Genomic DNA, 19,236 nt, shown 5'->3' on the forward strand with positions numbered 1-19,236 from the left:
TCACTCATTTTTCTACCCTGATTAACAATGCCACTGCTTCACAGGCAATGCCTTCACCACGGCCAGTAAAACCCAGTTTTTCTGTGGTGGTCGCTTTCACATTAACGTCATCCATGTGGCATCCCAGGTCTTCCGCGATAAACACGCGCATTTGTGGAATGTGGGGAGCCATTTTGGGTGCCTGTGCTATCAAAGTGATATCCACATTACCCAAAGAAAAACCTTTTGCCTGGATGCGACGCCAGGCTTCACGCAGCAGCGCCCGGCTGTCTGCGCCTTTAAAGGCCGGATCGGTGTCCGGAAATAATTTTCCGATATCACCCAGTGCTGCTGCACCGAGCAGGGCATCCGTTAGCGCGTGCAGTGCCACATCGCCGTCGGAGTGAGCCAGTAAACCTTTTTCATAAGGAATGCGAACGCCGCCGATAATAATCGGGCCTTCGCCGCCAAACGCGTGTACGTCAAAACCGTGTCCAATCCGCATCAGGTATTCTCCTCAGGGGTTAAGCGAGAAAGATAAAAAGCCGCCAGACTGAGGTCTTCCGGGCGGGTAACTTTAATGTTATCAGCCCGGCCATCCACCAGTTCAGGATGGTAACCGCAATACTCCAGCGCAGAGGCTTCATCAGTGATAGCCACCCCTTCACGCAGGGCGCGTTGCAAACTGTTGCGTAACAGTTCAAGGGGAAAAAGTTGGGGTGTCAGCGCATGCCAGAGAGCCTGGCGCTCAACGGTGTGGGCAATGACCTGCATGCCGGGCTCTGCGCGTTTCATGGTATCGCGCACCGGCGCTGCCAGAATACCGCCCACCTTGCTGGTCTGTGTCAGGGCCAGCAAGCGGTTAAGATCATCGGCGTGAAGGCAAGGGCGCGCGGCATCGTGCACCAGTGCCCAGCCAGCATTCCCGGCGGCATTCAACCCTGCCAGCACTGAGTCTGCTCGCTGGTCGCCGCCACAAACCACTTCTATTTGCGGGTGGCTGGCAAGGGGTAAATGTTTAAACCACTGGTCTGCCGGGCTGATAGCGATAATGGCTTTTGAAACCCGTGGGTGCTGTAACACGCGGTCAACAGCGTGCTCCAGAATCGTCTTGTTGCCGATACGAAGGTATTGTTTGGGACATTCTGCCTGCATCCGGCTGCCGATACCCGCAGCCGGAACCACGGCAATGACATCCGGGAAGGAAACTGCCATGTGTAGTAGAACCTGAGTGGTTATTGATTATTTGGTCGTGACATGTTCCCGTTACGTTTAGACGCATCCGGTACCAGGCGGTAAAATGTTTCGCCAGGTTTAATCATGCTCAGCTCATTGCGGGCACGCTCTTCAATCGCTTCCTGCCCGCCGTTTAAATCGTCTATTTCAGCAAATAACTGGTCGTTTCTTGATTTCAGTTTGGCATTAGTGGCCTGTTGCGCCTCGACATCGCTTTTTACACGCGAATAGTCGTGCACACCATTTTTTCCGAACCACAGTGAATACTGTAGCCAGACCAGCAAAGCCAATAACAGCAGCGTTAGTTTACCCATTGCGCCCCCTGAAAAACGGCAAACATCATCCCACAATTTGCCGACAGACACCACCGTGTGTCCAGCCTGTAAAGCAGGGTATACGAGTTATTGCCGACGCAGGCGGCAGAATTTACCACAAAACCATCCGGGATGCGCCATTACTCATTACACACTCTCTCAGATTAGCCCAGCAACCACATAAATAAGCAGCCGAACATAACCATAACTACAAGGCAGGTAAGTGGACAACTCAGCCATAATCTGCGATGCAGCAATGAGTGAACCGCAATACCGACAACAATGGCGACAGGCATCAGAGCCAAAAAGAAGGGCCAGGTATAAAGAAAGAAAAACAGTGTGTTAGAGCCATAAAGCCAAAAAGGAACGGCGAGCGCCAGTAGCCAGGCCACAAAACCGATGATACCACCGGGAAGTGACCAGCTATTTTCTGTATTGCTGGCAGGCGGAGGAACCGTATCTGCCCGGGAAACAATTAATTGAGTCGTGTTGCGCATAACCTATCCTGTCTTGTGCCTTGCCGGATACTCCAGCGTGTATAATCCGGCATGGTCTCAGGATTTGATAATATCTTCCCTGCGCAACAGATCTAATAATTGGGCTGTCAAATTTGTTACCAATTGTTGACCATCAAGGTGGATTTCCGGCATTTCAGGCGGCTCATAAACCGCATCAATTCCGGTGAAATTACGCAGTTCCCCCGCACGGGCTTTTTTATACAACCCTTTGGGGTCGCGGGTTTCACACACCTCTAGCGGGGTATCAACAAATACTTCAATAAACCGCCCTTCCCCCAGGCGCTCGCGCACCATCGCCCGTTCGCTGCGGTGCGGAGAGATAAATGCCGTCAGCACAACCAGGCCAGCGTCTACCATCAGCCGGGCAACTTCCCCCACTCTGCGGATGTTTTCTTTGCGGTCTGCATCGCTGAATCCCAGGTCGCTGCACAAGCCATGGCGCACATTGTCGCCATCCAGCAAATAGGTACTGACGCCGAGCTTGCTCAGTGCCACTTCCAGTGCACCAGCAACCGTGGATTTGCCCGAGCCTGACAGGCCAGTGAACCACAGCACAACACCACGGTGCCCGTGGTGTTGTTCCCGTTGCTCACGCGTGACAACGTGGCTGTGCCAGACAACATTCTCGTCATGGTTGGCCATTACTGGCCTCCCAACAAATCACGCGCGCCCCAGTGAGGGAAATGGCGGCGAACCAAAGCATTCAGTTCCAGTTCAAAGGCACTGAATTCAGATGTCACAGCCTGCTGGCCCAGGGTTTCAACCACCAGCCCGGCACCCACCGTGACATTGCTCAGGCGATCAATAAATATCATCCCGCCAGTCACCGGGTTTTGCTGGTAGCTGTCCAGTACCAGTGGTTCATCAAAGGTGACTTCCACCAGACCGATACCATTCAGCGGCAGGCTGGCAACTTCGCGATGGCTCAGGTTATTGATATCCACCTGGTAATCAATTTTGTCGATACGCGCACGGGTTTTCTTGCCTGCGATTTTCACATCGTAGCTGTTACCCACTTCCAGTGGCTGTTCTGCCATCCACACCACATTAAGGCTGGCGCGTTGTGCTGAAGGCAGCACGGTGTCGGCTTCAACCAGTAAATCGCCACGGCTGATGTCAATTTCATCTTTCAGCACCAGGGTAATCGCTTCACCGGCAATGGCTTCATCCAGGTCACCATCAAAAGTCACAATACGGCTGACAGTGGACTCAACACCCGAAGGTAACACTTTCACACGGGTGCCCGGGCGTAATGTGCCTGATGCGAGGGTGCCTGCGTAACCACGAAAATCCAGGTTCGGACGGTTAACATACTGTACTGGGAAGCGCATTGGCTGGCTGTCGACGACACGTTTAATTTCAACCGTTTCCAGCACTTCCAACAAAGTAGGGCCACTGTACCATGGCATGTTGCTGCTTTGTGACGCCACGTTGTCGCCTTCCAGCGCAGACAGCGGTACAAAGCGAATATCCAGTTCACCCGGTAACTGTGCTGCAAAATCCAGGTAAGCCTGGCGGATGGATTCGAAAGTTTCTTCGCTGTATTCCATCAAATCCATTTTATTAACGGCAACAATCAGGTGGCGAATCCCCAGCAACGTGGAGATAAAGCTGTGCCGACGCGTCTGATCCAGTACACCTTTACGGGCGTCTATCAGCAAAATCGCCAGGTCACATGTAGAAGCGCCAGTTGCCATATTACGGGTGTACTGCTCGTGCCCCGGGGTATCCGCAATAATAAACTTCCGTTTTTCCGTAGAGAAATAGCGGTAAGCCACATCAATGGTGATACCCTGCTCACGCTCAGCCTGTAAACCATCCACCAGCAGTGCGAGGTCCAGTTTTTCGCCCTGAGTACCGTGGCGTTTGCTGTCGTTGTGCAAAGAAGACAGCTGGTCTTCATAAATCTGGCGGGTATCGTGCAACAAGCGACCAATCAGGGTGCTTTTGCCATCATCAACACTGCCGCAGGTTAAGAAGCGCAGCAGGCTTTTGTGTTGCTGGGCCTGCAGGTAAGCTTCAACACCACCCTGGTCTGCAATCTGGCGGGCAATCGTAGTATTCATCATGACTCCTTAGAAATAACCCTGACGTTTTTTGAGCTCCATAGAGCCCGCCTGGTCGCGGTCAATTACACGCCCCTGCCGTTCACTGGTGGTGGACACCAGCATTTCTTCGATAATTTCAGGCAGTGTGGCAGCTTCAGATTCAACCGCGCCTGTCAGTGGCCAGCATCCGAGAGTACGGAAACGCACCCTACGCTGTTTGATAACTTCGCCCGGTTGTATATCAATCCGGTCATCGTCAATCATCATCAACATACCGTCGCGCTCCAGTACAGGGCGTTCAGCCGCCAGGTAGAGCGGAACAATTTCAATATTTTCCAGGTAGATATACTGCCAAATATCCAACTCAGTCCAGTTAGACAAGGGGAACACACGGATGCTTTCACCTTTGTTAACCTGGCCATTGTAGTTATGCCACAGTTCCGGGCGCTGGTTTTTCGGGTCCCAGCGGTGGAAACGGTCACGGAAAGAGTAGATACGCTCTTTAGCACGGGACTTTTCTTCGTCGCGGCGTGCACCACCAAACGCGGCATCAAAACCGTATTTATTCAGTGCCTGCTTCAGACCTTCGGTTTTCATGATATCGGTATGTTTGGCACTACCGTGGACAAAGGGGTTGATGCCCATTGCCAGGCCTTCCGGGTTACGGTGCACCAGCAATTCAAAACCATATTCTTTTGCTGTGCGATCGCGGAATTCATACATTTCGCGGAATTTCCAGCCGGTATCAACATGCAGCAGAGGAAACGGCAGGGTTCCCGGGAAGAACGCCTTACGAGCCAGGTGCAGCATCACCGATGAATCCTTACCGATAGAATACAGCATGACCGGATTGGCGAATTCAGCAGCCACTTCACGGATAATATGGATGCTTTCCGCTTCCAGTAACCGCAAATGGGTAAGTCGTTTTTGGTCCATAACCCTTCCTTAAGACAGATTCAAGGCGAAAGTTCAGGGGCTTTCGTCTGTATTATGTTGCCAGGTGAATACGAAAATGCGCCCGACAGGCTGTGTTTCCGGGAGCGCGAGTTTTATACCGCTAAGCTGTATACAGGGTCAGAACGTGATGGCGGGCCAGGATGCACCAACCATCAGGGGCAGGAAGATTCCGCAAACGTCAAACCCCAATACAACCGGGTGATAGAAGGACTATAGGGGTCAGCTAAAAATGAATGAAATGACGAATTGGAATGAGTAGTTCCACAATGGAATAACGCCACTATGGAATAACAACAAAAAGTGCTCAAAAAAAGGTTTCAGTGCTTTTCAGCATAAATGAAATTGTCAGTTGCCACCAACAGTTCCATACTATTCTCGCCAATTGCATGTAAGTTAAATTGAACAGGATAAAGGAACCATTATGCTTTCCGCATTGCGCCATTCAGCGATAGTTATCGCCCTGGGCGTATGCTGCTCGTTTGCCGTCTTCGCCAAAGAGCCTGCTCTGGGTGAAACTGCCAGTTTGCAAGCCCGCCACCTCGCTACCGTTTTCCCTGGCCGTATGACCGGCTCCCCGGCTGAAATGCTGTCGGCGGAATACCTGCAACAACAATTTCAGCAATGGGGCTACCAGAGCGATGTTCGCCAGTTCCACAGCCGTTATACCTACACCAGCAAAGAAGGGAATAAGACCTGGCAAAATGTCACGGGCAGTACGGTGATCGCCGCGCGGGAAGGTGAGCTGCCCGAGCAGATAATTATTATGGCGCACCTCGACACCTATGCTCCACACAGCGACAGTGACAGCGACAATAACCTGGGTGGGCTCACTTTGCAGGGAATGGATGATAATGCTTCCGGTCTGGGGGTAATGCTGGAGCTGGCTCAACGTTTACAGCATGTTAAAACTCGCTATACCTTGCGCTTTATCGCCACCAGTGGTGAATACACCAGCCATTCAGGAGCAGAAGATTACCTGGCCCGCATGAGTGCAAAAGAAAAACGCAACACATTGTTAGTGATTAACCTCAGTAGCCTGATTGTGGGTGATCATATCTACTTTAATAGTGGGAAGAACACGCCAGTTGCCGTGCGTAAGCTCACCCGAGACCGGGCGCTTACCCTGGCGCGCCAGCTTGGTATTCGTGCATTAACCAGCCCCGGGCTTTCTTCGGCCTGGCCTGAAGGCACTGGCCCGACGCATGATGCCAGCGTCTTTGATAAAGCAGGTATTCCCGTGCTGGCAGTTGAAGCAACGGACTGGTCACTCGGCCAGCACGACGGGAAACAACAACGCGCCAAAAGCAAAGCATTCCCTTCAGGCACCAGCCGCCACGATGTTACCCGTGATAACCAACAGTATTTGGATCACTGGCTGCCCGGGCAGGTTGAAAAGCGCACACGGGCAGTGATGAAAGTGATGTTACCCCTGGTTGAAGATCTGGCAAACCCGCAAATTAGTCATACTAATAAAAAGATAAAAGTGTGAAACAAGTTACGAACAACTGAAAAAATGGTGCAAAAACAGGAAGTAAATTAGACAAACAAGTCAAAAACCTTGTTTAATAGTCATACTATTAAACAAAAGGAATCGTTTTATGACTTGTGAACGTGCGCTATTTATTGATTCGCATGACATAGCCAAATGCAGGGATGCGCTCGCACAGAACTCGCTGCTGGGGAAAACATTGCGCCACTACCAGGCACAGGCCGCGGCCTGGCTGGCTGCGCCCGTGGTTATCCCCGGCCATGGTGAAGGCGGTGGCCCGGAGCATCTTCAGCACAAAACGCATTACCAGATGCTGCACCTGGCAGGCTGGTTATGGCAATTCACCCAGGACCCGGTGTGGCGCGATAAAATCATTGCGGTGTTGTCGGGCTACGCCGATATTTATCCCCACCTTGGTAACGCCACCAGTAAAGATACCAATCCCCCCGGGCGGCTGTTTCACCAGACACTGAACGAAGATATGTTTTTGCTCTATGCCGCACATGCCTGGTCCTGCGTGAAAGAAAGCACTGCGGCGCAAACCCGGGAACACATTGAAAACAATTTGTTACGGCTGATGGCAACCGAGGCCGTGGAAACCCATGCCGCCACATTTGATATTGTGCATAACCATGGCATCTGGTCGGTTGCCGCCGTAGGGCTATGTGGTTATGCCCTGAATGATCAGTCACTGGTGGATGCCGCGCTCTATGGCCTTAAGGGCGACAGCCAGAGTGGTGGTTTTATGGCACAAATCAGCCAGCTTTTTTCCTGCGACGGGTTTTACGTTGAAGGGCTGTACTACCAGCGTTTTGCATTGCGGCCGCTGCTGATGTTTGCTCAGGCAATTTCCCGTTTTCAGCCAGAACTGAATATTTGGCAATTTGCCGGGAAGCGCATTAAAGCAGCCTGCTATGCCTTGTTTGCCCTGGCCTTCCCGGATGGCACGCTCCCCGCGCTTAATGACGCATCCAAAACGATGAACCTGAAAGATGAAGGTGCAGTGTTAGCTGTAAGCTTGTGCCGCCAGCATTATGGGCCAGATGCACGGTTAGCGGCACTCGCTGCCTGGCAGGGTAAACTCTGGCCTTGTGCTGGCGCCCTGCTGCTGGACCGTGAACAACCAGCCGGGCCGTACCCCACCTGGCCTGGCGGCATATGGCGGGATGGCCCACAAGGAGATAAAGGCGGCGTGGGTGTGTTACGCAAGGATTGCTCTCAGGGCGACCAGACCATGGCACTGCTTTGGTGGGGTGGTCATGGTGACATATCCGGCATGCACAGTGCCCTGAACCACGGGCATTTTGACGGTCTGCACCTGAGCCTGTTTAACCGGGGTAAGGAAGTGTTGCAGGATTATGGTTTCGGGCGCTGGGTGAATGTCGAACCTAAGTTTGGTGGGCGTTATATTGCGGAGAACAACAGCTATTGCAAACAAACCGTAGCCCACAATACCGTAACAGTCGATAGTGGTTGCCAGCACCAGGGCAATAAAACACTGGCAACAGGCGACCACGGTGAAACCCATTTTTTTCAGGGTAACCACACGCTCGGTTCGGGGATGAGTGCCATTGCGCGGCATTACTGGCCAGATGTAACCCAACAGCGCACAGTGTTGCTACTCACGCTGCCCGCCTGCCCACGCCCGCTGTTAGTAGATCTGTTTCGCCTGCAAAGCCCAACACCGCACCAGTATGATTACTGCCTGCATATACGTGGGCAGCGTATTGCCAGCAACATCTCACTCCAAAGCAAACCCCAACTGGCGCCACTGGGTAACGCACACGGCTACCAGCATTTGTGGGACTGCGCCAGAGGAGCAATACCCACCGGGGAACATAGCCAGATTAGCTGGCTGGATGGCGATACTTACTACACCATCACCACAGCCATGCCAGCAGGTGGCGAGCTGATTATCGCCCGCACAGGTGCCAGTGACCCGGATAATAACCTGCGCACTGAGCCGTGCTGGATTTGGCGCACCCATGCCAGCGATACATTGTTTGCCACAGTACTGGAAAGCCACGGCGAGTTTGATGAAGCGAGCGAATATTCGGTGGATGCCCGGGGGAAAGTCAGCCAGGTTAATATTTGTGAAGACAGCGCCCGTCGCACCCAGTTGCAGATAACGTTTACTGACGGCAGTGCCGCCCTGGTGACGGTAGACAACCGGCCGGGTTCCGGCGGGTTTGATGCCCAACTGATAGCAGGCTGAAAACCCGGTGAACCGGTGCCGGTAAGGCCGGGCGCCGGTTCACTTCCCGTTACAGGCGGTGCTTTTTCGCATTCATCAGCGCGAGTGAAGCCTGGTACGCTGCTTCGCCATCAGCCATCATAATCGCTTTATAAATCTGGTGATGTTCAGCAAGGCACATGCCACCATCCCGGGAAGAATGGCTGATAAACCATTTAAATACCGTAGTCAGCAAATTACCGAACGGCAGATAAAAACAGTTACCGGATGCCTGGAAAATCAGGCTGTGAAAACGTGTGTCCACTTCCACCCACTCTTCCGGGGAAAAATCACGGGCACGCTGGCAGAGCTCATCATAAACGCGGGATAACTCAATACGCTGCTCAGTTGTGGCATTTTCCGCAGCAAGCCTGGTGGCATGGGGTTCAATCACCCGGCGGAAATCCAGGAACTGGTGGTACATTTCCAGCGTACCTTCCATACCCGACATCCAGTCCAGTAATTGTGCATCGAGGATATTCCAGCTGGTTCTGGGCCGGACCCGCGTCCCGGTTTTGGGGCGCGATTCAATCAGCCCCTTTGAGGTGAGTTGTTTTAACGCTTCCCGCAGCGCAGTACGGCTGACACCCAGTTGTTCGCCCAGCTCAACTTCACTGGGTAAAATCGTACCGGGAGGTAATTCGCCAGACAGGATCCGGCGGGCGATATCTCGTGCGATCAGCCCGTCAAGGCCGCGTTGTGTCGTGCTTATGGCGGTAAATTGCATCTGACTCTAATACCTGATTCAGGAAGGGGCGCAGTGTAGCACAGGGGCTGGCAAAATGGGCAGTTGCCGGGTCAGTGTTCAGCACCTTTCCCGGCAAGCCATTCTGTAGTTTACGGCGCTATCTGCCCGCCATTCACATCAAGGATCTGCCCGGTGATATACCCGCTGCAGGCATGTGATGCCAGGAACAGGAAACTGGGCGCGACTTCCTCGCTGCGGCCAAAACGCCCCATGGGAATAGAACCGGCAATTTTATCCCGCAGCTCCTGAGGCTTGTCTTCATGGAAAGCCGTATCAATAGTACCGGGAGAGACAATGTTGAAGCGAATACCGTCTTTGGTAAATTCTTTGACCCAGTTGCGGTGGATATCGTGCAGCCAGGCTTTGGATGCCGCATAAATGCCCGCACCAATACCGCCGCCTTCGCGCCCGGCAATCGACCCGGTACTGATAACCGCCGCTGTTTTACCACTGGCTTTGGCGCTGGCACGCAAAAATGGCAGAGCGTATTTGGTCATCATCAATGCAGAACGGGCATTGAGATCCATCACATGATCATAGAATGCATCATCAATGGCTTCCAGACCGGCGCGGCCCCCTAAACCACCTGCATTATTGACCAAAACATCCAGCCCGCCGAAATGTGTTGTGAAACTCGCGACCAGTTTTTCGCAGGCGGAAGAATCACATAAATCCGCCTGAAAATAAGCCGCATCGCCACCCAGTTCCCGCAACGCGGCAACCACCTCAGCCATTTCCTCTGGCGGGCGGCGGCCGTTGATCCCGACCAGTGCACCGCGCCGGGCAAACGCCTGGGCAGCCGCCAGGCCAACCCCGGCAGTGCTGCCAGTAATCAGAACCCGCTTTCCATGTAAATCGTCAAACATCATTCTCTCCTTTTAATTAGTCATACTATTTATAACAACACAGGTTATAAATTGCGATAATAAAACCAGATTAACTGCAAATTTGTGATATTCACCCATTTATTAGTACTACTAATTCACAAGAGGAAGTTGAAACACAAAGTAGTAAACAATTTGCAGCCCGGAAGAATAAGCAAGCGCAGGAAGAAAGCAGTGACAGGCTGTCAGCGGCGTATTGAAATTGAAACTGAAGCTGGAATTAGAGCAGAGACAAAACCGCACCGGGGCCATTCCCCCAGTGCGTTTTACAGCGATTAACCTTCGTGCAGGCCACATTCCCGTTTCAGGCCGAAGAAACGCGTTTCTTCTTCCGCCATGCCCGGTTCCCATTTGCGGGTAGTATGGGTATCACCTACAGAGAGGTAACCCTGATCCCACAATGGGTGATATTTCAAACCATGCGCAGTCAGGTACTGGTAAACCTGGCGGTTATCCCAGTCGATTATTGGCAGGATCTTAAACACTTCACGCTGAATCGCCAGCACCGGCAAAGCGGCCCGGCTGCCAGACTGTTCACGGCGCAACCCGGCAAACCAGGTGCCTGCGTTAAGATCTTTGAGTGCACGGTTCATGGGTTCAACTTTGTTGAGCGTATTGTATTTCTCAATACCTTCAACACCTTGTTCCCACAATTTGCCGTAACGCGCCTCCTGCCAGGCCGGGCTTTGTTCTGCCCGGTACACTTTCAGGTTAAGTTTGAGCTTGTCGGTCAACTCATCAATAAACTGATAGGTTTCCGGGAACAAGTAACCAGTATCGGTGAGGATAACCGGGATATCCGGATATTGCTGCGTGACCAGATGCAGGCACATCGCCGCCTGAATCCCAAAGCTGGAAGAGAGCACAAACTCACCACTCAGGTTTTCCAGCGCCCAGGCAACGCGCTGCTCAGCGGTCAGCTTTTCCAGTTGATTATTAGTTTCAGCCAGCTCCATTATGCGCTCTGCTTTGGGCAGCGCATTCAGCGCTTCTCTGTCAAACGTAGCCATATTTGCCTCCAGGTTATTCCCAGAAATCCCGGGCCGGGTCCAGTACCGGTCGCACAATACCTGTGCGCACCGCAAAGTCACCAAACCCTTCATCAGATTCACGCTGTTCCGCCCACTGGCCAACCAGGGTATCCATGATGCTGACAATTTCCGCATCCGTGATATTTTCGCGGTACATACGTGGAATGCGTGTGCCAGTACGGTTACCACCAATGTACAGGTTATAACGACCAGGAGCTTTACCAATTAACCCCACTTCGGCCAGCAGTGCACGGCCACAGCCATTCGGGCAACCAGTTACACGCAATACGATATGCTCATCGCTCATGCCATGTTTCGCCATGATGCCATCCACCTGGTCCACAAAACCCGGCAGGAAGCGTTCCGCTTCGGCCATTGCCAGTGGGCAGGTTGGGAATGACACGCACGCCATCGCGTTTTCACGCTGAGGGGTTACGCTGTTCATCAGGCCATGGTCACGCGCCAGTTTCTCAATCGCTGCTTTGTCACTTTCCGGCACACCTGCAACAATCAGGTTCTGGTTGGCAGTCAGGCGGAAGTCACCTTTATGAATACGGGCTATTTCGCGCAGCCCGGTTTTCAGTGGGCGGCCAGGATAATCCAGGATGCGGCCATTCTCGATAAACAGAGTCAGGTGCCATTTGTCGTCAATACCTTTCACCCAGCCAATGCGGTCACCACGGCCAGTAAATTCATACGGGCGAATCGGGGCGAATGTGATACCGGCACGGCGCTCAACTTCGGCTTTAAATACGTCGACACCCACGCGCTCCAGGGTGTACTTGGTTTTCGCGTTTTTACGGTCTGTACGGTTACCCCAGTCTCGCTGCGTGGTAACCACAGCTTCTGCCACAGCCAGCGTGTGTTCCAGCGGAATAAAACCAAATTCACTTGCGGTGCGCGCATAGGTTTTCTTGTTACCGTGGTCGATAGACAAGCCACCACCCACCAGCAGGTTAAAACCAACCAGCTCGCCATTTTCTGCTATCGCGACAAAGTTCATGTCGTTGGCGTGAAGATCAACATCATTTTGCGGCGGAACAACCACCGTGGTTTTAAATTTACGGGGCAGATAAGTCGCCCCCAGAATCGGCTCTTCATCGGTAGTGGCGACTTTTTCCTGATCCAGCCAGATCTCGGCATAAGCACGAGTGCGCGGCAGCAGGTGCTCAGAAATTTTCTTCGCCCATGCGTAAGCCTGCTCATGCAGGCGGGATTCCACCGGGTTAGAAGTACACAACACATTACGGTTAACATCGTTAGCCGTCGCCAGAGCATCCAGGCCAACTTTATGTAATAACTGGTGCGCAGATTTCAGATCTTTTTTCAGGATGCCATGGAACTGAAAAGTCTGGCGGTTGGTGAGGCGAACACTGCCATACAGAGTTTCTTCACCCGCAAACTCTTCAATTGCCAGCCACTGCTGTGGCGACATCACACCGCCCGGCAGGCGGCAGCGCAGCATCATGGCATGGCGTGGTTCCAGTTTCTGTTCAGCGCGCTCAGCACGAATATCGCGGTCATCCTGCTGATACATGCCGTGAAAACGGATCAGCAGGAAGTTGTCACCGTTAAAACCGCCCGTCAGGCCATCATTTAAATCTTCCGCAATCGTTCCACGCAGGAAGTTGCTGTCAAGTTTCAGGCGTTCGGCATCGGCCAGTTTGCCTTCAACCACCAGGGGTCCAGGATGTTTTTCACTCATTAGTAGACATCTCGCTGATAACGGCGCGCCAGGCGCAGCTCACTTAAATATTCGTCTGCCGCTTCGGTGTCCATATCACCATAAGTGGCAATCACGTCCAGTAAAGCCTGTTCAACATCCTTCGCCATACGGGATGCATCGCCACAGACATAAATGTGTGCGCCTTCGTTAATCCAGCGCCACAGCTCTGCGCCCTGTTCACGCAGTTTATCTTGTACGTAAATTTTATGATCCTGGTCGCGTGACCAGGCCAGGTCTATCTGATTCAGGACGCCTTCTTTGACCAGTGCCTGCCATTCAACCTGGTACAGGAAATCTTCAGTAAAATGCGGGTTGCCAAAGAACAACCAGTTTTTCCCTTCTGCTCCGTCAGCAGCACGTTGCTGCATAAACGCGCGGAAAGGCGCAATCCCCGTGCCCGGGCCAATCATAATGACCGGCGTCTGGCTGTCTTCTGGCAAACGGAAATTATCGTTATGTTCGATAAACACCCGCACTTCGCCGTCTTCTTCAAGGCGGTCTGCCAGGAAACCGGATGCACCGCCAGTGCGTGCACGGCCTTCGATGTCATAACGCACAACACCGACAGTGATATGCACTTCGTTTTCCACTTCTGCCTGAGAAGAAGCGATGGAGTACAGACGAGGCGTTAGCGGGCGCAGTAAGCTTACCAGCGCTTGTGCATCAAGCTGTGCCGGAGCAAAGCGCACCATATCCACAATGGGCGTACTGGCGGCATATGCCTGCAGGCTGGTTTTATCGCCCACTTTATCCAGCAAAGCGTCGTTACGGGTTAAGGTGGCGTATTTCTCAACAATTGCCGCAGTATTGACGGTCAGTTCAAAATGCCACTGCAGAGCTTCGGCCAGAGGCAGGGTTTTATCCCCCACGGTGACCGGCTCATCGCCTTTAAGCCACAGCAATTCCACCAACTCTTTGACCAGTGCCGGGTCATTCTGATACCACACACCCAGCGCATCACCGGGTTGATAACGCAGGCCAGATTCTCCCAAATCAATTTCCAGGTGGCGCACATCTTTATCTGAATTACGGCCGGTAATTTTTTGGTTTACCGACAGCGTAGCGCTGAGTGGGTTTTCTTTAGTGTAAGGACTGGTGTAAACCTCATTGACAGCACCACTGGCAAGCACAGCAGAAGGAGTTGCGCTCGACGCAGGTACACGGTCTTTCAGCAGGGCGACCACTTCTTTACGCCAGGCTTCTGCAGCGGGCTGGTATTCAACATCGGCATCAACCCGTGCAAGCAGGCGCTCTGCACCCAACTCGGCCAGTTTGCTGTCGAAATCTTTCCCGGACTGGCAGAAGAATTCATAAGAGGTATCGCCAAGGCCCAATACCGCAAAGGCCGTATCCGGCAATTTAGGCGCTTTTTTGGAGAACAAGTATTTATGCAGCGCAACCGCTTCTTCCGGCGGTTCGCCCTCACCCTGAGTGGAGGTGACAACCAGTAAGAGTTTTTCCTGAGCGATTTGTTTGAATTTGTAGTCGCCCGCACTGACCAGTTTCACATTAATATTTTCTGCCAGCAGGTCATCACGCAGTTGCTCTGCAATACGGCGGGCATTCCCGGTTTGGGAAGCACTGAGCACCGTCACAGAAGGCGCTTCTGCCGCCGCCGGTGCGGCTGCCACAATGCTCGCTGCGCCAGTCTGGTTAACCTGGCCCCAGAAGTAGCCAGATAACCAGGCCAGCTGAGTTGGGGTGAAATCAGTCGTTGCCGCCTGCAGGCGGGCCAGTTGCTCCGGACTAAGCGGAAGCAGCGCTGTCGGTGGGACCTGTTTTGTCATGCGTCGTTATGTTCCAGTAGCAAATGAGGCTGTTTTAAATAAACAGTCAATAACCCCAAATCACTCAGGCTGACTGGCTCAAAGCCGTCGCCTTATTATCCGCGTGGTGCCACAGCGTGTAGCTGCCGAAGGTGTGCACCCGCGCAGAGACGGGGCGGATTAATGACATTATTGATAGAGACAATGCCGATAAGGGTAACGGCGGGCATAATAACAATTAAATAAGTGATAGAAATAATAAATAACCAAATTGACTAATCACTTTTTAAGGTAATGAATAACGGTAAAACAGGTAGATTAATGCATTGATTTTATTTATTAAAATAAGATAAAGCGCCATAACGCACCCGGCAAAACCAGGATGCAGGTGTTCGGGGAAAAATAATTTACTGGCAAGACGCGCCAGCACCTGGAAATCGCAGGCATATAAAGCAGGTGTAAAGACAAGTATTGTTAGTGCGTAAAACAGCCATTTAATGTACTATGCGGCGGTTTTTTTGCTTTACCAGGACTCCCTATGGCTACCAGCTTATTTAAAGATTTTACATTTGAAGCGGCGCACCGCCTTCCCCATGTTCCGGAAGGCCACAAATGCGGCCGCCTGCACGGGCATTCCTTTATGGTGCGCCTGGAAGTGACCGGCGAAGTTGACCCTTACACCGGCTGGATTATTGATTTTGCCGAACTCAAAGCCGTATTTAAGCCGACCTGGGAGCGCCTTGATCACCATTATCTCAACGATATTCCCGGGCTTGAAAACCCCACCAGTGAAGTGCTGGCGAAATGGATATGGGATCAACTCAAGCCTCAGTTACCCTTGTTGAGCGCAGTAATGGTTAAAGAGACTTGCACCGCAGGTTGTGTTTACCGCGGCGAAGTCTGATTCCCCTCGCGTGCCCCAAAAGCGGGGCACAGGCCCCACCTCAGGCAATATTCAGGTATTTGTGCGTCTGCATGGATAAACGCCAGTTACGTGCAATACAGGTTTCAATACATAAACGTGTGGCGTCTTCTTTCTGGCTGATGGGCTGGAGCGCGATAATACGTGGTTTCTCATCAGTGAGCGTTGCCAGCAGGGCATCCAGCGCTTCGATATCCCGTACCCGGCCTACCGGGTGTTTGATTTCATCGGCCCGCACCAGTGCCTGCCCCAGCACATCGTAACCCCCGCGCATATTCACTTTGGGTGAAACGGTAACCCAGGTGTTTGCCGTTGCCTGCACCTCATGCGTACCACTGGTTTCAATCTGGCACTGGTAACCGTGTTGCTCCAGCAACTGAGTAAGCGGCGTTAAATCGTGAATACAGGGCTCACCACCGGTAATCACCACATGGCGCGCGGTATAGCCCTGACGGTTGATAACAGCAAGCAACTCTTCTGGTGTTGACGCTGCCCACTTGTCACTCTCTTTCGTTTTCGCCATAACCGAAAACAGCGAGACTTCCCGTTCCGCGAGCTTATCCCAGGTGTGTTTAGTATCACACCAGGCACAGCCAACCGGGCAACCCTGTAAGCGAATAAAAATGGCGGGGACGCCAGTAAAGTAGCCCTCGCCCTGCAAGGTCTGGAAAATCTCATTAATCGGGTACTGCATAGTCAACTCGGTAAAGGAATAAACCATTATTATCGCAGATCCTGGCGGGCAGATCATGTTGGTAATGTAACCGTGCACAGAACCGAAAATATCAGGATAGGGCCAGGGGCCTATCTCACGATCAGCCTCCACCCACACCACCGTACATACGTGTCCGTATACGGCGGGTCGGTTATGTTGACCGCCGCCTTCCTATAGCTCTGGCAGGCCCGGTCTGATGAACAGGCGATTCGGGAGTGCTATGCTCAGTGCCGGATACAGCTTATCCGCCATTGCTTATGGCAGCTCCCTACCGTTTGCGCTGCAAGCTCTTTACTTACTCCCCCGGCTGACCACTGTTCGCTGTTTTTACTGTGACCCGGCACACCATAAACGGATAAGGCCCCCTTCCGGCTGAGGGATCCCCATTTAAAGCCACCTCTTCAAGAGGTGGCTTTTTCTTCTCAATCAAAAGCATATTTCTCAACACCCCATTTCATTTTACCCTGTTTTTCTTCATAGATTATTTCCTCAACAGAGGAATCCATTAAATCAAGGCAGGGCTTACCTTTTTCACCAGTTTTTTCAAGATTTAACCTGGCTTTTGAATAAAATTTTAAAAATGACTCTCGATCATATTCATTACTATCAATAACATAAGAACAAATAGAGTCAGTTCCAAACTTATCTCTTAAAAAAGAATGGCCTTTTTCAGAAATATCCTTATCAATTAAATTCAAAGCATCGAGTGTTTCAGGTGTGGATATAATAAGGGAATGAGCAAGCACATTTCTTAAATCATTACTTTTTTCAATACTTATTTTATCAATTAACAATGGAACATCTTTTAAAGATTTAGGATCACCTTTGTTAACGCCACTAATAACACTATCTATATTCAAAGTAACCGTTGCCATAGCATTACAGCCAAATGAAAATAACAGTGCTACTGTAGCAATATAAAAGCGTCTCATCTTACAACTTCCAGACGGGTATCATTTGAGTCAAGTATACGTCTACGAGTTCCCGGCCCCATAATAATACAACCTTCAGAAGCCCATCCCGGAACGCCATGAACACGTTCACCATGTATACGGAAAGCGCTTCTACCAAATGTATTACCGGATGTTTGAACAAGAATAATAGTCATCGGGCCTTTAGATCTTGATTGTCCCGAAATGCGGTAGGTTCCTTGAGGCAATGGCCCTAATCCTTTCACTTGTTGACGATCAGGATTATTTTTATTGGTCATTTTACCTGAATAACCTTTTTCGATAAAAGCACCGTTATGAAAAAGCTCACCAGTGCTTTGTTTATAAGTCCATGTCATATAAAACTCCTTAAATTAATTAAGCCGCTCTTTCTTTCCAGCTATCAGAGTGAATGATATTTCCGTCCGTATAATGCCATGCTATTTGTTCATAACCTAAGTCAACACATTCAAGATGATTTTTATTTTCACCGTGGTTATCTTTAATGTCATACATTAGAGATGTAATAGATTCTATTCTAACCTTTTATAAAACAATGGAAAAATAGTGCTCTTCTTGACCATAGTTGTTAATGTGATAATATTTAAACTCAGCTGATTTTAGCTTTTTACCTGTTGTTAATGCTTTATATAAATACGTTGAAGAAGAGTCTATTTCTTTATCGAAACTAATTGGTTCATGAACTCTTGTCCCTGTAATCTTACCAGTATTATTATCAACAGGTAGTTCTACCATATGACGCAAAGCAATAGTTTCAATACTATGCTCACGGCCAGAAACATCAACAGAGCCTTTAATAAGATTTCCAGCATCATCGTAGAGCCAAAGGTAAACAGGTATAGCCATATAAAAAATCCTTTTTAAGTTAAATTCCATCATTAATTATATGGGGATTGGGGGAGGATGGTAAAGAAGTAAGTCATACTACACTATAATAGTATATGGTATTATATAATAGTATAGCGTTAAGGGTAAGTGAGTGACGGTAATCCTCCCATTTTTAACCGTAGTTAAAAGTAGAGATTAAGCAGCCATCAAAGGTGGCTTTCCACCATTGGCTTTGTGTGGCCGTTCATAATTAGAGAATCATAGCCATTTAGTGGCGTAGTTCTGAACTTCTTCAAGCGTATCAAACAAATGTTTACTGACCCAACTGTATCTCATCGTTCTGTTATGTCGTTCGATGTAAGCATGTTGTTCGAGCAACTGAGTAAGCGGCGTTAAATCGTGAATACAAGGCTCACCACCGGTAATCACCACATGGCGCGCGGTATAGCCCTGACGGTTGATAACAGCAAGCAACTCTTCTGGTGTTGACGCTGCCCACTTATCACTCTCTTTCGTTTTCGCCATAACCGAAAACAGCGAGACTTCCCGTTCCGCGAGCTTATCTGTCAACAACACTGTCTAATGACCGCTTTGGGGGTGCGGACGATTTCCTGGACTGATTGATTAGATTAACCCCAGTCTTTTCCGGTACGTTTCAGGGCTCACTGCGCCCAGCGACAGCTTGATCCGATGACCATTGTACCATCGGATGTAGCCGTCCACCTGCTTCATAAAGTCATCCAGCGTTACACCTGACCAGTTGCGACCATAAAACATCTCATTTTTCAGCCGCCCGAAGAACCCTTCACACGCCGCATTATCCGGAGAGCAGCCTTTGCGCGACATAGAGCGCACCAGGCCCGAGGAGGATATCCTCTGTAACCACCCCGGC

General features: G+C 51.0%; 19 protein-coding genes and 3 pseudogenes. 3 read left to right on the top strand and 19 right to left on the bottom strand.

What is annotated here, in order from left to right:
- Window positions 1–4 precede the first annotated feature (4 nt).
- From ispF to cysD, 7 genes are all read right to left on the bottom strand, one after another.
- Window positions 5–484, bottom strand: a complete 480-nt coding sequence (gene ispF, locus A9B99_RS21130; protein WP_064600994.1) for a 2-C-methyl-D-erythritol 2,4-cyclodiphosphate synthase — start codon at window positions 482–484, stop codon at window positions 5–7.
- Window positions 484–1,194, bottom strand: a complete 711-nt coding sequence (gene ispD / locus A9B99_RS21135; protein ID WP_064600995.1) for a 2-C-methyl-D-erythritol 4-phosphate cytidylyltransferase — start codon at window positions 1,192–1,194, stop codon at window positions 484–486. The genes ispF and ispD overlap by 1 nt, the downstream gene beginning before the upstream one ends.
- A 20-nt stretch (window positions 1,195–1,214) precedes the next feature.
- The gene (gene ftsB, locus A9B99_RS21140; RefSeq protein WP_064600996.1) at window positions 1,215–1,529 is read right to left on the bottom strand and encodes a cell division protein FtsB; all 315 of its coding nucleotides are present in this window, start codon (window positions 1,527–1,529) and stop codon (window positions 1,215–1,217) included.
- A gap of 164 nt (window positions 1,530–1,693) precedes the next feature.
- Window positions 1,694–2,026, bottom strand: coding sequence for a DUF3561 family protein (locus A9B99_RS21145; RefSeq protein WP_064600997.1), 333 nt, complete (start codon window positions 2,024–2,026; stop codon window positions 1,694–1,696).
- A gap of 57 nt (window positions 2,027–2,083) precedes the next feature.
- The gene (gene cysC / locus A9B99_RS21150) at window positions 2,084–2,689 is read right to left on the bottom strand and encodes an adenylyl-sulfate kinase (protein WP_064600998.1); all 606 of its coding nucleotides are present in this window, start codon (window positions 2,687–2,689) and stop codon (window positions 2,084–2,086) included.
- Window positions 2,689–4,113, bottom strand: a complete 1,425-nt coding sequence (cysN, locus tag A9B99_RS21155) for a sulfate adenylyltransferase subunit CysN (protein WP_064600999.1) — start codon at window positions 4,111–4,113, stop codon at window positions 2,689–2,691. The genes cysC and cysN overlap by 1 nt, the downstream gene beginning before the upstream one ends.
- Before the next feature lie 9 nt (window positions 4,114–4,122).
- Window positions 4,123–5,031, bottom strand: coding sequence for a sulfate adenylyltransferase subunit CysD (gene cysD / locus A9B99_RS21160; protein ID WP_064601000.1), 909 nt, complete (start codon window positions 5,029–5,031; stop codon window positions 4,123–4,125).
- A gap of 442 nt (window positions 5,032–5,473) precedes the next feature.
- Here cysD and A9B99_RS21165 point away from each other — a divergent pair, with 442 nt between their 5' ends.
- Together A9B99_RS21165 and A9B99_RS21170 are read left to right on the top strand one after the other, a co-directional pair.
- Window positions 5,474–6,541 carry an aminopeptidase gene (locus A9B99_RS21165; protein ID WP_064601001.1) on the top strand — a complete coding sequence of 356 codons (1,068 nt, stop codon included), beginning with the start codon at window positions 5,474–5,476 and terminating at the stop codon, window positions 6,539–6,541.
- Between the two features lie 109 nt (window positions 6,542–6,650).
- A complete protein-coding gene (locus tag A9B99_RS21170) occupies window positions 6,651–8,756 on the top strand; it encodes a heparinase II/III domain-containing protein (RefSeq protein WP_064601002.1) in 2,106 nt (701 codons plus the stop codon).
- 49 nt (window positions 8,757–8,805) lie between these two features.
- Here the strand turns inward: A9B99_RS21170 and A9B99_RS21175 are convergent, their stop codons facing one another.
- The 5 genes from A9B99_RS21175 to cysJ form a co-directional block, all read right to left on the bottom strand.
- Window positions 8,806–9,501, bottom strand: coding sequence for a FadR/GntR family transcriptional regulator (locus A9B99_RS21175; RefSeq protein WP_064601003.1), 696 nt, complete (start codon window positions 9,499–9,501; stop codon window positions 8,806–8,808).
- 110 nt (window positions 9,502–9,611) lie between these two features.
- Window positions 9,612–10,391, bottom strand: a complete 780-nt coding sequence (locus A9B99_RS21180) for an SDR family NAD(P)-dependent oxidoreductase (RefSeq protein ID WP_231889225.1) — start codon at window positions 10,389–10,391, stop codon at window positions 9,612–9,614.
- 290 nt (window positions 10,392–10,681) lie between these two features.
- Window positions 10,682–11,416: a phosphoadenosine phosphosulfate reductase gene (gene cysH / locus A9B99_RS21185; RefSeq protein WP_064601005.1), complete on the bottom strand. Its 735-nt coding sequence runs from the start codon at window positions 11,414–11,416 to the stop codon at window positions 10,682–10,684.
- A gap of 13 nt (window positions 11,417–11,429) precedes the next feature.
- On the bottom strand, window positions 11,430–13,142 hold the full coding sequence (gene cysI / locus A9B99_RS21190) for an assimilatory sulfite reductase (NADPH) hemoprotein subunit (protein ID WP_064601006.1): 1,713 nt from the start codon (window positions 13,140–13,142) through the stop codon (window positions 11,430–11,432).
- On the bottom strand, window positions 13,142–14,950 hold the full coding sequence (gene cysJ / locus A9B99_RS21195; RefSeq protein ID WP_064601007.1) for an NADPH-dependent assimilatory sulfite reductase flavoprotein subunit: 1,809 nt from the start codon (window positions 14,948–14,950) through the stop codon (window positions 13,142–13,144). The genes cysI and cysJ overlap by 1 nt, the downstream gene beginning before the upstream one ends.
- 517 nt (window positions 14,951–15,467) lie before the next feature.
- Between cysJ and queD the strand changes: the two genes are divergently transcribed.
- Window positions 15,468–15,833, top strand: a complete 366-nt coding sequence (queD, locus tag A9B99_RS21200) for a 6-carboxytetrahydropterin synthase QueD (protein ID WP_064601008.1) — start codon at window positions 15,468–15,470, stop codon at window positions 15,831–15,833.
- Between the two features lie 40 nt (window positions 15,834–15,873).
- On the opposite strand, the gene queE is transcribed toward queD, so the two are convergent.
- The 7 genes and pseudogenes from queE to A9B99_RS21230 form a co-directional block, all read right to left on the bottom strand.
- A complete protein-coding gene (gene queE, locus A9B99_RS21205; RefSeq protein WP_064601045.1) occupies window positions 15,874–16,545 on the bottom strand; it encodes a 7-carboxy-7-deazaguanine synthase QueE in 672 nt (223 codons plus the stop codon).
- 443 nt (window positions 16,546–16,988) lie between these two features.
- Entirely contained in the window at window positions 16,989–17,498 is a 510-nt protein-coding gene (locus A9B99_RS21210; protein WP_064601009.1) for a hypothetical protein, read from the bottom strand.
- Window positions 17,495–17,854: a tlde1 domain-containing protein gene (locus A9B99_RS21215; RefSeq protein WP_064601010.1), complete on the bottom strand. Its 360-nt coding sequence runs from the start codon at window positions 17,852–17,854 to the stop codon at window positions 17,495–17,497. Before A9B99_RS21215 ends, A9B99_RS21210 begins: the two co-directional genes overlap by 4 nt.
- Window positions 17,855–17,873: 19 nt before the next feature.
- A pseudogene (tssD, locus tag A9B99_RS21220) lies at window positions 17,874–18,362 on the bottom strand (type VI secretion system tube protein TssD).
- Between the two features lie 177 nt (window positions 18,363–18,539).
- Window positions 18,540–18,716 (bottom strand): annotated as a pseudogene (locus A9B99_RS24090) (integrase core domain-containing protein); the annotation flags it as partial.
- Window positions 18,702–18,908, bottom strand: a pseudogene (locus A9B99_RS23485) (7-carboxy-7-deazaguanine synthase QueE); the annotation flags it as partial. The pseudogenes A9B99_RS24090 and A9B99_RS23485, both read right to left, overlap by 15 nt.
- A 60-nt stretch (window positions 18,909–18,968) precedes the next feature.
- On the bottom strand, window positions 18,969–19,236 hold a 268-nt coding region (locus A9B99_RS21230), incomplete at its 5' end, for an IS3 family transposase (protein WP_156519035.1).

This window comes from Mangrovibacter phragmitis, from assembly GCF_001655675.1.
GTDB classification, from domain to species: Bacteria; Pseudomonadota; Gammaproteobacteria; order Enterobacterales; family Enterobacteriaceae; genus Mangrovibacter; species Mangrovibacter phragmitis.